18 protein-coding genes are annotated in these 18156 nt (G+C 27.8%); all 18 read left to right on the plus strand.

The features are described from left to right. Positions 1–111: 111 nt before the first annotated feature. Positions 112–939: a sporulation transcription factor Spo0A gene (spo0A, locus tag QOZ84_RS06430; RefSeq protein ID WP_284132134.1), complete on the plus strand. Its 828-nt coding sequence runs from the start codon at positions 112–114 to the stop codon at positions 937–939. A gap of 182 nt (positions 940–1121) precedes the next feature. Beyond that, on the plus strand, positions 1122–2375 hold the full coding sequence (locus QOZ84_RS06435) for a CCA tRNA nucleotidyltransferase (protein ID WP_284132135.1): 1254 nt from the start codon (positions 1122–1124) through the stop codon (positions 2373–2375). Positions 2376–2528: 153 nt separating this feature from the next. Further along, positions 2529–3650, plus strand: a complete 1122-nt coding sequence (gene steA / locus QOZ84_RS06440; protein WP_026900460.1) for a putative cytokinetic ring protein SteA — start codon at positions 2529–2531, stop codon at positions 3648–3650. Positions 3651–3666: 16 nt separating this feature from the next. Beyond that, entirely contained in the window at positions 3667–4542 is an 876-nt protein-coding gene (locus QOZ84_RS06445; protein ID WP_284132136.1) for a copper transporter, read from the plus strand. Between the two features lie 17 nt (positions 4543–4559). Further along, positions 4560–5252 carry a glycosyltransferase family 2 protein gene (locus tag QOZ84_RS06450; protein ID WP_284132137.1) on the plus strand — a complete coding sequence of 231 codons (693 nt, stop codon included), beginning with the start codon at positions 4560–4562 and terminating at the stop codon, positions 5250–5252. 7 nt (positions 5253–5259) lie between these two features. Next, positions 5260–6084 (plus strand): MraY family glycosyltransferase, encoded by an 825-nt coding sequence (locus tag QOZ84_RS06455; protein ID WP_284132138.1) that lies wholly within the window; start codon positions 5260–5262, stop codon positions 6082–6084. A gap of 4 nt (positions 6085–6088) precedes the next feature. Continuing rightward, on the plus strand, positions 6089–7183 hold the full coding sequence (locus tag QOZ84_RS06460; RefSeq protein WP_284132139.1) for a DUF3866 family protein: 1095 nt from the start codon (positions 6089–6091) through the stop codon (positions 7181–7183). Next, complete coding sequence (locus QOZ84_RS06465) at positions 7158–7685, plus strand: NUDIX hydrolase (RefSeq protein WP_284132140.1); 528 nt, start codon at positions 7158–7160, stop codon at positions 7683–7685. Before QOZ84_RS06460 ends, QOZ84_RS06465 begins: the two co-directional genes overlap by 26 nt. Positions 7686–7746: 61 nt before the next feature. Further along, complete coding sequence (locus tag QOZ84_RS06470; protein ID WP_284132141.1) at positions 7747–8352, plus strand: stage II sporulation protein M; 606 nt, start codon at positions 7747–7749, stop codon at positions 8350–8352. 11 nt (positions 8353–8363) lie between these two features. Then, positions 8364–9239, plus strand: coding sequence for a tyrosine-type recombinase/integrase (locus QOZ84_RS06475; protein WP_284132142.1), 876 nt, complete (start codon positions 8364–8366; stop codon positions 9237–9239). 23 nt (positions 9240–9262) lie between these two features. After that, positions 9263–10435, plus strand: coding sequence for a phosphopentomutase (locus QOZ84_RS06480; RefSeq protein WP_284132143.1), 1173 nt, complete (start codon positions 9263–9265; stop codon positions 10433–10435). A gap of 15 nt (positions 10436–10450) precedes the next feature. After that, on the plus strand, positions 10451–11272 hold the full coding sequence (locus tag QOZ84_RS06485) for a purine-nucleoside phosphorylase (protein ID WP_331496530.1): 822 nt from the start codon (positions 10451–10453) through the stop codon (positions 11270–11272). Between the two features lie 137 nt (positions 11273–11409). Next, positions 11410–12735 (plus strand): pyrimidine-nucleoside phosphorylase, encoded by a 1326-nt coding sequence (locus tag QOZ84_RS06490; protein ID WP_284132144.1) that lies wholly within the window; start codon positions 11410–11412, stop codon positions 12733–12735. A 225-nt stretch (positions 12736–12960) separates the two neighbouring features. Further along, positions 12961–14013 (plus strand): endolytic transglycosylase MltG, encoded by a 1053-nt coding sequence (gene mltG / locus QOZ84_RS06495; RefSeq protein ID WP_284132145.1) that lies wholly within the window; start codon positions 12961–12963, stop codon positions 14011–14013. A gap of 106 nt (positions 14014–14119) precedes the next feature. Further along, positions 14120–14788 carry an O-methyltransferase gene (locus QOZ84_RS06500; RefSeq protein ID WP_284132146.1) on the plus strand — a complete coding sequence of 223 codons (669 nt, stop codon included), beginning with the start codon at positions 14120–14122 and terminating at the stop codon, positions 14786–14788. Next, a complete protein-coding gene (locus QOZ84_RS06505; protein WP_284132147.1) occupies positions 14781–15707 on the plus strand; it encodes a peptidase U32 family protein in 927 nt (308 codons plus the stop codon). Before QOZ84_RS06500 ends, QOZ84_RS06505 begins: the two co-directional genes overlap by 8 nt. Positions 15708–15744: 37 nt before the next feature. After that, on the plus strand, positions 15745–16374 hold the full coding sequence (udk, locus tag QOZ84_RS06510) for a uridine kinase (RefSeq protein WP_284132148.1): 630 nt from the start codon (positions 15745–15747) through the stop codon (positions 16372–16374). An 88-nt stretch (positions 16375–16462) separates the two neighbouring features. After that, complete coding sequence (locus tag QOZ84_RS06515) at positions 16463–18130, plus strand: peptidoglycan D,D-transpeptidase FtsI family protein (protein ID WP_284132149.1); 1668 nt, start codon at positions 16463–16465, stop codon at positions 18128–18130. The last annotated feature ends 26 nt before the right edge of the window (positions 18131–18156 follow it).

Here is an 18156-nt window from a genome sequence, read left to right on the forward strand (position 1 = left end):
TAAAATTTCAATATATTTAAATAAATTGAAGGAATATAATTTTAGCGTGTCGAATATGCTTAATATGAAAAACTTTTGATATTATTATATAAAAAAGAAGATGTTTTATTAATGGGGGGATTTTTAGTGAACGAAAAGATTAAAATAGTTTTAGCAGATGATAATAAGGATTTTTGTCAAGTACTTAAGGAATACCTATCTAATGAAAGTGATATAGAGATACTAGGTATAGCAAAAGATGGAATAGAGGCATTAGATTTAGTCAAAAAAACACAACCTGATTTATTGGTTTTAGATGTTATAATGCCACATTTAGATGGTTTAGGTGTTATAGAAAAGCTAAACGCAATGGATATCCCTAAAATGCCTAAGATAATAGTATTATCGGCAGTAGGACAGGACAAAATAACACAAAGTGCAATCAATTTAGGGGCAGATTATTATATAGTTAAACCATTTGATTTTGTAATATTTATAAATAGAATAAGAGAACTAGTTTCAAATAGAACTAGCCATATAGAAATGAGACCAAGAACACATGCAGATATACAAATGACAAGAAGTGATTTTGTAAAAAATGTAGGTAATATAGAAACAGAAATAACAAATATAATCCATGAAATAGGAGTTCCGGCTCATATAAAAGGATATTTATATTTAAGAGAAGCTATAAAGATGGTTATAGAAAATGTAGAGTTATTAGGAGCTGTAACAAAAGAATTATATCCTAGTATAGCAAAGAAATTTAATACTACTCCAAGTAGAGTAGAAAGAGCTATAAGACATGCAATAGAAGTAGCATGGAGTAGAGGTAAAGTTGATACAATAAATCAATTATTTGGATATACAGTTCATAATACAAAAGGAAAGCCTACAAATTCTGAATTTATAGCAATGATTGCAGATAAATTAAGATTAGAACATAGTATGGTTAAATAAATATATACTTAATGCAAAAGTAAGCCTTCTCAAATAAAAGAAGGCTTATTTTTATATGACATAGTATATTTAATAAATTATGAATTTAATAAGTATTAATATAAAAATATTAAAGTATTGTGTATTAGTTATAAATTTGATAGTTAAACTATGATTTATAAGAAATGGAAAGGATATATACAATGAAACAAAAATTACCTAAAAAAGTTGAATTTATAATTGATAAAATATATGAACATGGATATGAGGCTTTTATAGTTGGAGGATGTGTAAGAGATTTTATATTAGGCATTGAGCCTAATGATTATGATATTACAACTAATGCTAAACCAATTCAAATAATAGAAATATTTAAAGACTACAAGATATTAGATCATGGAATAAAGCATGGAACAGTAGGTATAGTTATAGGCAATGATATTTATGAAGTAACAACATATAGAATTGAAAGTGAATACGAGGACAATCGTAGGCCTAAAGATGTTCAATTTACATCAAATATCATGGAGGATTTAAAAAGAAGAGACTTTACAATAAATGCCATTGCTTATAATTATAAAATGGGATTGATCGATGTATTTGATGGAGTAGGTGATATAGGGAAAAAAATAGTTAAAACAGTGGGAAATCCAGATGAGAGATTTAATGAAGATGGGCTTAGAATAGTAAGAGCGATAAGATTTAGCAGTAAATTAGGCTTTAAGATAGAAGATGAAACTTTAAAAAGTATATATGAAAATGCACATATTGTAAAAAAAATAAGTAAAGAACGAACAACAGAAGAGGTGAATAAAATAATACTAAGTGAAAATCCAGATAAACTTATTCTTTTATATAAAACAAATATTTTTAAAGATTTAGGAATTTGCTGTTATTTTAATGAAAATGAGTATAATAACTTTGAAAAAAATTTAAATATATTAAATAAATGTAGAAAAAATTTACAAGAAAGATTGCTAATGCTGCTATATTTAACAAATGAAAAAAATATTCAAGAAAATAGTATAATAAATAAATTGAAATATTCTAAAACTATAATAAACAATTGTAATTTATTAATAGAATATATGTTTATAGACGAAATAAATATAAATTCAATAAAAATAAAACAAATATTAAATAAAATAGGTAGTGAAAATTTAATAAATATTTTCACTTTAAAAAAAATATATTATAAAGATAAACTAAATATTATATATAATAAAGAATATGAGATTAGATGTAATATTTTAGATAAATTTATTAATCAAATAATAGAAATAGAAAAAAATAAAGAATGCTATAAGATAAAAGACTTAAAGATAAATGGAAAAATAATAAAAGAATTAGGATATAGTGGAGCAGAAATAGGTAAAAAATTAGAATACTTACTAGAAGAAGTTATTAAAAATCCTAAATTAAATGAAGAAAAAAAATTAATTAATTTACTAATATAAATTATATATGCTACCTATCATATTAATAGTTAAATTAGTACTCAAAATACAAAATTTTCCTAAATATACAAAACAAACTTTAAACATTTCTTTTATTGCTAAATAATGCTATAATTGAATGTGATTTTATAAATGATATCGGAGGTTTAAAATATGAGAGTCGAAGCCCCTATTAAGGTAGATCGAAAAACAAAAAGGCTTGCAAAAAGACTTACAGGTAAAGAAATCGCAGTTATAAATCATATAGATATTGATGAAGTTGCTGCAAATTCGTTAGTAGAAGGTAAGGTAAAACTTGTAATCAATGCATCTCCTTCTATAAGTGGAAGATATCCTAATAAAGGACCTGGAATATTAACTGAAAAAAATATCCTTATAGTTGATAATATAGGAGAAGAATTATTCCATGAATTATCAGAAGGTCAAATAATCGAGGTTATAGATGGTAAGATATATAGAGATGGCGAACTTTTAGGAGAAGGCGAAGTCTTAGGAAAAAAAGAAGTAGATATTAGATTAAAAAAGGCATATGAAAACTTATCTGTAGAACTAGATAGATTTATAGATAATACTATAGATTATGCTAAAAAAGAAAAAGGATTTATACTAGGTGAAATTGAAATACCTAAGGTTAGTACAAACTATGCAAATAAACATGTTTTAATAGTTGTAAGAGGACAAGATTACAAACAAGATTTAAGTACTATACTATCTTATATTGAAGAAATGAAACCAATATTAGTTGGAGTTGATGGAGGAGCAGATGCACTTTTAGAATTTGGATATACTCCAGATGTAATTGTTGGAGATATGGATAGTGTAAGTGATGAGGCTTTAAAAAAGGCAAAAGAGATAATAGTTCATGCATACACGGATGGAAGAGCACCAGGACTTAAGCGAGTACAAGACTTAGGTTTAGATGCTATAGTTTTTCCTGCGCCGGGAACAAGTGAAGATATAGCTATGCTTATAGCATATGAATATAAAGCTGAACTTATAGTAGCTCTAGGGACACATTCAAATATGATTGATTTCTTAGAAAAAGGACGAAAGGGTATGGCAAGTACTTTTTTAGTAAGATTAAAAATAGGCTCTAAGTTAATAGATGCTAAAGGTGTTAATTTATTATATAGAAGCAAACTTAAGATGAAATATATAGGAGCATTAATAGCAACGGCATTATTCCCCGTGTTAATACTTATATCTTTTACACCAAGTGCGCAGCAATTTATACACTTAATGCAATTAAAGCTTAGATTCTTATTACAGATGTAAATTTAGGAGGATTAAAATGCATATAAATATGAAATATTATATAGTTACCATAGGAGCTATATTTATAGCTCTAGGCATAGGTATGCTAGTTGGATTTAACTTTAACTATGACCAAGAACTTAGTAAGCAACAGGCAAATATTATAAATGACTTAGATAGTAAGTTTGAAGATTTAAAGCTTACTAACGATAATTTAGAAGAAAGCTTATCAAATTTAAATTCAAGTTATGATAAGACAATAGAATTTATAAATAAAAATAGCGATAAGTTATTAGTAGATGGATTATCAGAAAAAAATATAGGAATAATATCTACTAATGAAAGCAATAATTACAACAATGAGATAGAAGAAACTTTAGATAAAGCTAATGCAAAATTATCTTTTAATATAGTTTTAAATAACAATATATCAAATAAAGAAAAATTAGAGGAAGCATCTACTAAGTTACAAACAGAATTCAAAACTAAACAAGATTTAGTTAAATATATAGGAGAATGCTTAGGCAATGAAGAAGGTTTAACTAAACTACAAACTCTTCAAAGTATAGAATTGATAAAAATAAATTCTATTTCAAATGATTATTTAAATTGTGAGTCTATAGTTTTAACCGGTGGTAGTGAAACTAAGGATGAAGCTAAAAAGTTAAAGGAAATAGATGAATCATTAATAACTAGCTTGAAACAACAAAATAAAAATATTGTTGGGGTACAAAAGCGTAATACTAAATACTCTTATATAGATTTATACTCTAAAAACAAGGTTACAAGCATTGATAATATAGATGAAGGTATAGGACAAGTATCATTAGTAATATTATTAAATGACAAAGGTATAACTGGTGACTTTGGAAGATTAGAAAGTGCAAAAAGCTTGTTACCATATAACAAATAAGTAAAAGGAGAAAATATATGAATCATTATATAAGTATAATAATACCCGCTTATAATGAAGCTGATAAGATAAAAGATACTTTAGAAAATATTATAGATATAAATGAAATAAATGAAATTATTGTAGTAGATGACGGATCAAGCGATAATACTGTTGAGATTGCATCAAATATAAAAAATGATAAAGTTAAAGTTTTTAAATTAGATAAAAATAGAGGTAAAGGATATGCGCTAAATTATGGATTAAAAATATCTATGAAAAATGCAGATATTATAGGTTTCTTAGATGGTGATTTAGGAAGTTCATCTAGTGAAATAAAAAAACTTATAACTCCGATATTAAATGATGAAGCTGATGTAATAATAGCTAAGTTCCCTCCAGCTAAGAAAAAAGGAGGACTAGGCTTTGTAAAAGGATTAGCTAAACAATCTGTATTAGATATGACAGGTGTAGAACTAGATGCTACTTTATCAGGTCAAAGAATATTCAAAAAAGAAGTATTAGAAAGATTTGATGAGATTCCATTTGGATATGGTGTAGAAGTAGGTATGACTATAGATATGTTAAAACACGGTTATAAAATAAAAGAAGTATTGGTTGATATGACACATACTGAAACAGGAAGAAATTTAAAAGGATTTGTTCACAGAGGTAAACAATACTACCACATAAAGAAAGTTTTAAAGCAAAAAAGAAAAGAATGGAGGTAGTATGTAAGTGGAAAATTATATACTTTATACTATTTTACTATTAACAGGATTATTGGGTACATACGCAATAATACCTTTATTTAAAAATTTACTAATAGAAAGTAATATACTAAGGCCAAACTATAAAAAAGATATGATACCTGTAAGTATGGGAATAGTTTTTTTACCTATGATAATCATAAATGGTATAATATTAGCATTTTTTACTGTAGAACATGAAAATCTATTATACTTATTTATGTTTATATTTGGTATGATATCTATGTTTTTTGCAGGTGTATTAGATGATATTATAGGAAATAGAGACGTAAGTGGGCTAAAAGGACACTTCAAAAGTTTGTTAAAAGGAAGCCTTACTACAGGTGGATTTAAAGCTTTATTCGGTGGATTTGTTGGGGTTATTATATCTGTTGCAATATCTAAGAATTTAGGAGATATTATTGTAAACACATTAATAATTGCTTTATCAACTAACTTAATGAATTTATTGGATTTAAGACCAGGGAGGGCTATAAAAGTATATATTTCTATATCTACAGTTTTATTTTTAACTTTAACTGGCTATGTAAAGTCTTTAATACTTCTTATAGTTCCAAATGTACTTGCGTACTTTAATTATGACTTAAAGGCAAGAGCAATGATGGGAGACACAGGATCTAATGTATTAGGTATATCAGTGGGTATGCTTATTGTCATGGGATGTTCAATAAAAATTAGAATCGGGTGGTTAGTATTTTTAGTATTAATACATATACTTACAGAAAAATATTCATTAACCCAAATAATAGAAAAAAATAAATTCTTGAATTTTATAGATAAGTTAGGAAGGTAGACTTATGATAAGTAAAAGAGTAGGAGTCGTTGAATCTATAGTAGATCAAAACGAAGGATTAGATGATATAAGAGTAAGCATAAATGGAGACATACAAAGGGCTTATAATTATTCTAAAATGACTGGTAAAATAAATGTAGGTGATGAGGTAGTTTTAAATACTACTGCAGTTGAACTTAGTTTAGGGACTGGTGGATATCATTTTGTAATAACAAATTTAAATAATTTAGAATCTGACTTAACACAGGGCGGACATATAATGAAGTTAAGATATACTCCATTTCAAGTCAAAGTAGATTCTGTAGAAGAACAAGAAAGTATTTATCATGATAAGATAGAAAAATTTAAAAGTTTAGATGATATGCCGGTTGTAGTTGGAACACTACACAGTATGCTAACTCCATTTGTAGCATCATATAAAAAAAATAATCCTAACAAAAAACTTGTATATATAATGACTGATGGAGCAGCTCTTCCGATATACCTAAGCAAAAATGTATATACATTAAAAAGTAAGGGATTGATAGATAGTACTATCACTATAGGTAGTGCTTTTGGAGGAGACCATGAGTGTATAAATATATATACTGCATTAATAACAGCAAAAGAAATTTTAAATGCAGACTGTGTATTTGTAAGTATGGGTCCAGGAATTGCAGGGACTGGAACTAAATATGGATTTACAGGTATAGAACAAGGACCAATATTAGATGCAGTTTATAAGTTAGGTGGTAATCCTATAGCTATCCCTAGAGTTAGTTTTGCAGATAAAAGAGATAGGCATGTAGGTATATCTCATCACAGTATTACTGTATTTAAGGATATTGTAAATGTTAAAGTTAATATACCTATAACAAATTATCAAGATGAAAAGATAAATGTAGTAAAATCACAAATAGAAAAAAATAAATTAGAAAATAAGCATAATATAACAATTATAGATAACAAAAACACTAAACTAGATTTAGATTATTTTGGATTAAAAGTACGAAGTATGGGTAGAAATTACGAACAAGATAAGGAATTCTTTGAAGCTGCCAGCACAGCTGCATATTACTTAATGGAGGTTTGTGATGTTAATAGAAGAGAAAACTATTAGTAGTGATAAAATTTATACGGGTAAAATAATTAGTCTAAGAGTAGACACTGTTGAAGTCGAAAGACAAGGATACCAAAAAAGAGAAATAGTAGAACATGGTGGTGCAGTAGGAATAGTTGCTATAAATGAAAATAATGAAATTGTATTAATCAAACAATTTAGAAAAGCTATAGAAAAAGTTATTTGGGAACTTCCATCAGGAAAATTAGAGGTTGGAGAAAATCCTAAAGAATGTGCTATAAGAGAACTTAAAGAAGAAACTGGATATAATGCACAAAACTTAAAATTAATACATAAATTTTTTACTTCATCAGAATTTTCTAATCAAAAAATATATATATATTTAGCAACTGGGCTTACGCTTGAAGATAATCAGATTGATAATGAAAGCGTAGAAATTTGTAAAATAGGCTTAGAAGATGCTTATAACATGGTTATAAAAAATGAAATTGAAGATGCAAAAACTTCAATAGGAATTTTATTAGCTAAAGAATTAATATAAAATGCATAACCTCCTCTTTTTGTACATACTATTTTGTAAGGTATAAGAGGGGGTTATAAATTTGAGAAGAACATATAGAAAAGGGAATTTTAAAGAACTAAACAAACAAATAATAGTTAGTGGAGTTATATTTATAGCATTTATAGTACTTGGGACGTATTTGAATAAAATATGGCCAAGTTCTCAAAACAACATAATGGACAATATTAATCCAGCTATAGAGTATTATAATTTAAGTACAGGCATAAAAGACGCAATAACATCTAACTTAAAGTCAGATTTAATATTTATGGGTGCAATAAGTATATTCACATTATTAGTTGTAACTTTTCCTATCATATTAATAATATTTATGCTAAAAGGTTTATCAATAGGCTATACTATAAATAGTGCTATATTAGCATTAAAATTTAAAGCTACAAAAATGATATTTATTATTTTATTTAAAAACTTAATAATTATCCCAGGTGCAATTATATTAGCATTAATTTCATTCAATTATTTAAAAGAGACAATATACGAGTTAAAAAAGGGAAAAAAAGATAATATATTATTTTTAGGAAAAAGATATTTATTAAATGCCATAATTGTACTGGCTATAACAGTTGGTTTACAAGCAATACTAAATACAATAAGTATAAGTATTATTAAGTTCCTAGTCAGATAAAGGAGTTTACTATGGAAGTTGTAAAGGAATATATAAGTTATTTAAAAGATAAAAAGAAACTCTCAGACAATACTGTATCATCTTATTTTATTGATATTAAAAAGTATATAGAGTACTTAACAACAAACGAAATAAAAATAAATGATGTAGTAGAAAATGATATCATTGGTTATGTTATAAAATTAGAAAAAGATAATGTATCAGTAGCTACAGTATCTAGGATGATATCTTCAATTAAATCTTTTCATGATTACTTATTGCTAAGCCATGTAAGTGAGAATAATCCAGCAAAATGCATAAGAAAGCCTAAAGTAGAAAAAAATGATATAGATATATTGACAGAAGAAGAAATAGAGGCGTTGTTAAATTTCCCTAAATTAACAACACCTAAGCAAATAAGAGACAAGGCTATATTTGAAGTATTATACGGAACTGGAATAAAAGTTTCTGAATTAGTTGAAATGAATCTAGACAGTGTAGACTTAGATATGGATTACATATATTGTAGTACTAATAAAAATCCAAGAGTTATACCACTTTGTGATATAACTAAATTATATTTAGAAAAATATATAAAAGAATCAAGATATAAGCTAGCAAATGAAGGTGAAAATTCGCTTTTTGTAAGCTCTCTAGGGCAAAGGTTTACTAGACAAGGTTTATGGAAGCTAATAAAAAAACATGCTAGCTTAGCTAATATAAATAAAAATATAAATCCAAGTATGCTTAGACACTCTTTTGCAATTCATTTGCTAAATGAAGGTGCAAATATTGCAGTAGTTAGTAAAATATTAGGAAATGCTAACTTGTCTAGTTTGCAATCATATTTAAATCATATAAATAAAAATATGAGAAGAGAAATAAAAGAAAAACATCCTAGGAGATAAACTATTAAAAGGAGGACAAAAAAATGAATAGAGTAATATGGATGGTAATTGATAGTGTTGGAATAGGTCAACTTCCTGACTCTAAAAAATTTGGAGATGAAGGTGTAAACACTTTAGGTAATATAGTTAGATCATTTACTGATATAAAAATTCCAAATCTAAAAAAATTAGGTATTGGAAATATAAATGAAGTAGATTTTATGGAAAGTGAAAAAAATCCTATAGCTGCATTTGGAAAATGCAGTGAAGTATCACAAGGAAAAGATACTACAACAGGACATTGGGAAATGACAGGTGTTTTAGTTGAAACACCTTTTAAGACATTTGAAAATGGATTCCCTAAAGAGATAATAGATGAGTTTGAAAAAAGAACAGGAAGAAAAGTAGTTGGGAATAAACCATCTTCAGGAACAACTATATTAGATGAATATGGAGAACACCAAATGGAAACTGGAGATGTAATAGTGTATACATCTGCAGACAGTGTATTCCAAATAGCAGCCCATGAAGAAATAATACCTTTAGATGAATTATATAAAATGTGTAAAATAGCTAGAGAGATAATGATGGGAGACAACGCAGTTGCTAGAATAATTGCAAGACCATACATTGGCAAAAAGAAAGGTGAGTTTTCAAGAACATCCAACAGAAGAGATTACTCACTAAACCCATTTGAACCAACTGTACTTGATAATATTAAACAATCTGGTCTAGATGTAATCGGAGTAGGTAAAATAGAAGATATATTTAATGGACAAGGTATAACAGAGGCTATCCATACTAAAGATAATATGGATGGTGTGGATGAAACAATAAACTATATTAAAAAAGATAACAAGGGGCTTATATTTACTAATTTAGTAGATTTTGATTCTAAATACGGTCACAGAAGAGATACTAAAGGATACAAAGAAGCTTTAGAAGAATTTGATGCTAGGATACCACAAATCATAGAAGCTATGAATGATAATGATGTTTTAATAATAAATGCAGATCATGGTAATGACCCTACTTATAAAGGAACTGACCATACTAGAGAGTATATACCTTTACTAGTTTATGGAAAAAATATAAAGCAAGGTGTGAATCTAGGAATAAGAAATAGCTTTGCAGATATTGGAGCAACAGTTACAGATATATTAAATGTAGAGATGCCTAAAAATGGTATTAGTTTTAAAGATGAGATGAGTAAATAACTAGGAGGAAAAGTAATGAATAAGATGTTTGACAGAGTAGAAGAAAGTGCAGAATTTATAAGAAACAAAAGCAAAGTATCACCTAAAATAGGATTAATATTAGGATCAGGTCTTGGTGTATTAGGAGATGAAATACAAAATCCTATCAAAATAAAATATAACGAGATACCAAATTTCCCAGTATCTACAGTAGAAGGTCATGCTGGACAACTTGTAATAGGTAACTTAGAAGGAAAAGAAGTAGTAGCAATGCAAGGTAGATTCCACTATTATGAAGGATACTCTCAACAAGAGATAACATTCCCAGTTAGAGTTATGAAGGCATTAGGTGTGGATACTGTTGTTGTAACAAATGCAGCAGGTGGTGCTAATGCAGAATTTAATCCAGGAGACTTAATGGTAATAAAAGATCATATAAACCTAAGTGGAAATAATCCATTAATAGGAAGTAATGATGAAAGATTTGGACCAAGATTCCCTGATATGTCTACAGCTTACAAGCCAAAATACGTAGATTTAGTAAAGGATTGTGCAAAAGAATTAAATATGAAAATACAAGAAGGTGTTTATGCATTCTTTAGTGGTCCAACATATGAAACTCCATCAGAAGTTAAAATGGCTAGAATATTAGGGGCAGATGCAGTTGGAATGTCTACAGCACCAGAAGTTATAGTAGCTTCTCACTGTGGAATGGACGTTGTGGGTATATCTTGTATAACTAATATGGCAGCGGGAATATTAAACCAGCCTCTAGACCATGAAGAAGTAATAGAAACTACACAAAAGGTAAAAGCTGAGTTTTTAAGTTTAGTAAAAGCTGTAGTTAATAAAATATAGTTTCAAAGAACTTTCTAAATATAAGCTTAATATTAATTAATATTAAGCTTATTAAAATTCACAAAAAGTTAAGCTAATGTATTTTTAATAAATTTTCATGAGTAAAGTTAATACAAACTTATTTAAGGAGAGTTAAAATGAGAATATACGATATAATAAAGAAAAAAAGAGATAACTATGAATTAAGTAAAGCAGAAATAGACTTTTTTATAGAAAAATACTGTGAAGGTGAAGTAACAGATTACCAAGCTTCAGCATTATTAATGGCTATATATTTAAATAAAATGAATAAGCAAGAAACTGCATATCTTACAGAAGCTATGATGAATTCAGGTGATGTAATAGATTTATCAGGTATAAAAGGAGTTAAAGTAGACAAGCATAGTACAGGTGGAGTAGGAGATAAGACTACGATAGCATTAGCACCTCTTGTAGCTGCATGTGGAGCTCCTGTGGCTAAAATGTCTGGAAGAGGATTAGGACATACAGGAGGGACTTTAGATAAATTAGAAGCTATACCTGGATTTTGTATAGAAATGCAAGCTGATAAGTTTATTGAATCTGTAAATAAACATAATATAGCTGTATGTGGACAAACGGCATCAATAGCAGTAGCTGATAAAAAAATGTATGCATTAAGAGATGTAACTGCAACCGTAGATAATATTTCTCTTATAGCTGCAAGCATAATGTGTAAAAAACTAGCTTCGGGGGCTAATGCAATATTGCTTGATGTTAAAACAGGTGATGGAGCTTTTATGAAAACGTTAGATGATTCTTTTGACTTAGCAAAGGCGATGGTTGATATTGGATCTGAAATGAATAGAGAAACTATAGGAATTATAACTGATATGGATGAGCCATTAGGGTTTGCAGTAGGAAATTCTCTAGAAATTATAGAAGCAATAGAAACTCTAAAGGGAAATGGACCTAAAGACTTTGTTGTGTTGTGTGAAACTTTAGGTGCGTATATGTTAGTTTTATCTAAAACTGTAAATAGCTTTGACGAAGGTATACAAAGAATTAGAGAATCTATAAAATCAGGCGATGCACTTGATAAATTAAGAGTGTTTATAGAAAATCAAGGCGGAGATAAGAAAATAGTAGATGATTATTCGCTATTACCAAAAGCATCTAAAATAGTAGAAATAAAAGCCAGTAAAAGTGGATTTATAAGCAAGATAGAAGCTGAAGAGGTTGGAGTTAGCGCGATGATATTAGGCGCAGGAAGAGAAACTAAAGAAGATGAACTAGATTTATCAGCTGGAATAGTTCTTAACAAAAAGGTTGGAGATTATGTAGAAAAAGGTGATACATTAGCCTTTATGCATTTTAATAAAGAAGAAAAGTTACAGCAAGCTAAGGAAAGACTTGTAGATGCATATGAAATAGTAAAAGAAAAAGTAGAACCTAAAAGGCTAGTGTATGGTGTTGTAACTAAAGATGAAATAAAAAAATTCTAAAAATATGATTATAAAGAGTTTAACGTGTAAACAATAACGTTAGACTTTTTTTTATTTTTAAATAAGGAAAAATGGTAAATTATTCATCTTAATAGTATGGAAATTATGAGATAAAAGAATACTTAACAGTCAACAAGTAAATTTATTCGACAATTTCATTGAAAATTTTCATTCTTAGATTTATAATATAAAAGATATAAATATATATAAGGAGTAGATAGCCCGATGGATTTTAATAAAAACAAATGGAAGATAATGATGTTAGCTTCTATTGTATTAGTAGTTTCGATAGGGATTTTTATGTTTACAGAGATAGGTCCATACAATAAAAATAATAAAAATAACATAGTAGTTGAAATACCTTCAGGATCAACTTCTAACCAAATAACAGATATATTATATAAAAACAAGTTGATAAAGAATAAAACTTTGTTTAAAGTAGTTGCGAAAGTTAGTAATGATGTGCCGAAAATTAAGGCAGGCAAATATCTACTTAACCAAACATATTCAAACAATGATATAATAAATATTTTGGCTTCAGGCAAAGTATATCAAGATGGAATTAAAATAACTATACCAGAAGGATCTACATCTACAGAAATAATAGACATACTTATATCAAAAAAGCTTGGTAGCAAAGAAGTATATAATAAATTAGTACAAAATCCAAAAGAATTTTATGACCAATATTTATATTTGAAGGAAAAAGATATAACATCTTTAGAGGGATTTTTATACCCAGAAACTTATTATTTTAATAAAGATGATTCTGAGAAAAAAGTGATAAGCCAAATGTTATCAGCGTTTGACAAAAATTATGATGATAAATTAAAAGATAGACAAAAAGAACTAAATATGAGTCTTCAACAAATTGTAAACTTAGCTTCTGTTATAGAAAAAGAAGCTGTTTTAGATGAAGATAGAACTATAATATCAAGTGTGTTTTATAATAGACTTAAAATTGACATGCCACTACAATCAGATGCTACAATACAATATGCTTTTCCACAGAGAAAAAAGATAGTGACATACAACGATTTAAAAATAAACTCTCCATATAATAGTTATAAAAACAAAGGATTACCTCCAACGCCAATTTCAAATCCAGGGATAAAGTCTATAGAGGCTGCGCTATACCCTGAAGATACAGAATATTTATACTTTGTTGCGAAAATGAATGGTGGGAATAGTTATAATGTGGAATATGAAGATCATCTTAAATCTGTAAAAGAGTACAAAGATGAAAGAGCGAAGTTAAACCAAAATAATAATAAATAAAATAAGCTAAACGTTATTAAAAAATTATCTAAAAGCAAGGATTATGCTTTGAAATCTAAAAGCATAATCTGCTATTAATTTTTTTTGCACTTAAGGAGTGAGTTTAATGAGTAATATAGTTAATGAATTAGTACAAGATTACATAAGAAATACGTTAAAAGAAAAAGAGGGACTTTTAAAAGAATTAGAAGATTATGCAGTAGAGCATAATGTGCCAATAGTACACAAAGAGGTATCGGATTTATTAAAAGTATTACTTAAAATACAAAAACCAAAGAGAATATTAGAAGTCGGATGTGCTATAGGATACTCTTCAATATTATTTGCATCAACAGTAGGAGATGATGTTGAAATAATAACAGTAGAGAGAAATGAAAAAATGATAGAACAAGCTAAAAAGAATATAAAATTAGCAGGGCTTGAAAATAAAATAACTATTCTTGAAGGTGATGCAAAAGAAAAACTTCAAGAAGTTGAAGGCGAATTTGATATGATCTTTTTAGATGCAGCTAAAGGTCAGTATAAGTTATTTTATGATATGGTTATAGATAAATTGAAAGTAGATGGTCTTTTAATTTCAGATAACATACTGTACAAAGGTATGGTAGCCCATGACGATTTTGTTATAAGAAGAAAAATAACTATAGTTAAAAGAATGAGAAATTATTTAGATTATATATGTAACTGTGACTATTTAGAGACATCGCTAATACCAATAGGTGATGGTGTAGCACTTAGCTATAAGCAAGGTAAAAGAGGTGACATAAATGCATAAAGTAGAACTTTTAGCACCAGCTAGAGACTTAGAAGAACTAAAAGTAAATATAAGTAACGGAGCAAATGCTATTTATATAGGTGGAGAAGTATTTGGTATGCCAACTGAAAAGGATGACTTTTCTAAAGAATATATGATAAAAGGTATAGAATTTGCCCATAAAAGAGGAAGTAAAGTATATGTAGTAGTTAATATAATACCTCACAATGAAGATTTTATAGAAGTTGAGTCATATTTAAAAGAACTAGAAGTAATTGGAGTAGATGCAATTGTAATATCGGATCCTGGTATGCTTACTATTGTAAAAAATACTATACCTAATATGGAAATTCATTTGAGTGACCAGGCTAATACTACAAACTATGTCACAGCTAAATTTTGGTTTGAGCAAGGAATAAAAAGAGTTGTAGTATCAAGAGAACTGTCTTGTGAAGAAATAGCACAAATAAGAGCTAAAACACCTTTAGAAATGGATATAGAGGCATTTGTACATGGTGTTATGACTCTATCTTATTCGGGAAGATGTTTAATTAGTAATTATATGAATGGTCAAAATTGTGATGAAAAAATAAACAAAAGAAGCTATAGTCTAGTAGAAGAAAAAAGACCTGGAGAATATTTCCCTGTTTATGAAGATGAAAAAGGAACATTTTTATTTAATTCGCAAGATTTATGTATGATAGAATATATACCTGAACTAGTTAAAGCAGGTATAACAAGCTTTAAAATCGAAGGCAAAATGAAAGACTCTAAATATATAGAAAAAGTTGTTAAAGCTTATAGAGTAGCTATAGATACATTTTATAAAAATCCAAATGAATGGAAATTTAATAAAATATGGCTAGAAGAATTAGAGCAAATAAGTAATAGAGAATTTACATCTGGATTCTATTTAAACAATCCAAATGATGAAAAATAAAAATAAGCATTTGATTTGGTAAGGAGAGTACTACAATATGAAAAATAAAAAAAGACCGTTAATAATAGGAATTACAGGAGGAACAGGTTCAGGAAAGAGTACAGTTTGTAAAGCTATAATAGAAAACATACCAGAAGAAAATATAGCAACTTTAGAGCAAGATGCTTACTATAAAGATCAAACTCATTTAACTTTTGAAGATAGATTAAAAACTAACTATGACCATCCGCTTTCTTTTGATAATAAGCTTCTTATAAAGCATATAGAGGATTTATGTGAAGGAAAGGCTATAGAAAAGCCTATATATGACTATGAGCTTCATACAAGAAAAGACAATGAAATAGTTAATATAGCCCCTAAAGATATAATAATAGTTGAGGGGATAATGATATTGGAAGATGAAGATTTAAGAGACAAGCTAGATATAAAAATATATGTAGATACAGAAGATGATATAAGAATTCTTAGAAGAATACAAAGAGATATAAAAGAAAGAGGTAGAACTGTAGATTCTGTTATAGAACAGTATTTAGCTACAGTAAAGCCTGCTCATGATCAATTTATAGAGCCATATAAAAAATATGCTGATATAATAATGCCTGAAGGTGGTCAAAATGAAGTAGCTATAGATATAGTTATAAGTAAGATCAGAACTCAACTGGACTAGATTATAAAAAATAATATGAATAATTTATAAAATTAGTATTAACCCCTTAGAAATTGTCAAAAATGACAAGTATCTAAGGGGTGATTTTATGTCAAGAAATAAAGAGAGCATATCTAAAGTAATTAAAAGACGTGTATGGATTATATTTTGGTGCAGCATAGTAGCATATTCTTTTTTAATTTATAGATTAGTAACTATACAAATTTTAGAAGCTGATAAATATAAAGAAAAAGCAGCTATGCAAAGTATTCAAAAGGTAGATTTAAATAGTGGAAGAGGTATTATCTATGATAGAAATTCAAAACCATTAACAGATACTGTAAAAGAGCAAGTAATGATAGTAGAAAAAGAGAGCTTTATAAATGACTCAGAGATTAGATCATTAGTAGAAGAATGTAGCAAAATGAAAGTTAAAGATATTTATTTAAATATAGAGAAACAATTAAATTCATCAGTGTTTGAAATCAAAGTAGAAAATTTAAGTGACGATATGAAAAAGAAATTATTAGAAAAAAATATAATAGTAGAAGAAAAAACATTAAGATATCCATCAAAAGGGCTATTGTCACATACTATTGGGCATATAAAAAGCTCAGATAAATCGGGTCAATCAGGAATAGAAAAATCAATGGATGATGTATTAAAAAAATCAAATGAAAAATATGTGTCTGCATTTAAAGCAGGTGCATCAGGAAATACACAAGATTTAAGCATATTAAAAGGGAGTATAAAAACTGTAAACAAAGTTGAAAATGCAAAACACATAAAATTAACAATAGATAAAAAAATTCAAAAAAATATAGAAGAGATAGTAGATAAAGAGGAAAATCCAACAGCAGTAGTGGTATCTGATGTAGACACTGGTGAGATTTTATCTATGAGTTCAAGACCAAATTTTGATCAAAACAATGTGTTTGAATATAATAAAAGCCAAAAGGGCGAGCTAGTAAATAGAGCTATTCAAAGTATATATCCTCCAGGATCAGTATTTAAAATAGTGGTACTATATGCAGCTTTAGAAGAAGGCGTAATAGATGAAAGCTATACTTACAATTGTACTGGTAAAACTAAAGTAGGAAAAAATGGAGAAGTTTTAAATTGTAACAAAAAAGAAGGGCATGGAATACAAACATTACAACAGGCATTTTCTAATTCTTGTAATACAGCATTCTTTGATATAGCACAAAAAGTTGGAGAAGATAAAATAATTGAATGCGCTAAAAAGCTTAAACTAGACGAACTCGTAGACATAGGACTGGATGAAGAAAAATCTAGAGAAATCCCTACTGACATACCTATACGTAATTTAGCTATAGGTCAGGGGAGTCTTGGATTTACACCACTACAAATAAATCAAATGACTCAAATAATATCCAATAATGGAACCTACAAGCCTTTATATTTATATGATAGCATAGTAGATAATAATAAAAAAATAATCAAAAATTTTAGAAGTTCTAAAAAAGAGGATATTATATCACCATACACTATAACTATAGTTAAAGAACTTATGAAAGGTGTATCCAAAGATGGAACGGGAAAAAATTTAAAAGATATAAATGGAGGCTGTGGAGTTAAAACAGGAACAGCAGAAAGTGTATCTAATGGAAAAGATGTAAATCATGGATGGATAACAGGGTTTTATCCTGAGGAAAGACCTAAGTATGCTATAACTGTGTTAGTAGAAGGTACAGAACAAAAAAGTAAGCCAGCTTTACCTGTTTTTAAAGAAATATGCATGAAATTAAGCAAATAAATAAAAATAAATATTTATAAAACAAG

This window comes from Romboutsia sedimentorum (assembly GCF_030131845.1).
GTDB lineage: Bacteria > Bacillota > Clostridia > Peptostreptococcales > Peptostreptococcaceae > Romboutsia_D > Romboutsia_D sedimentorum.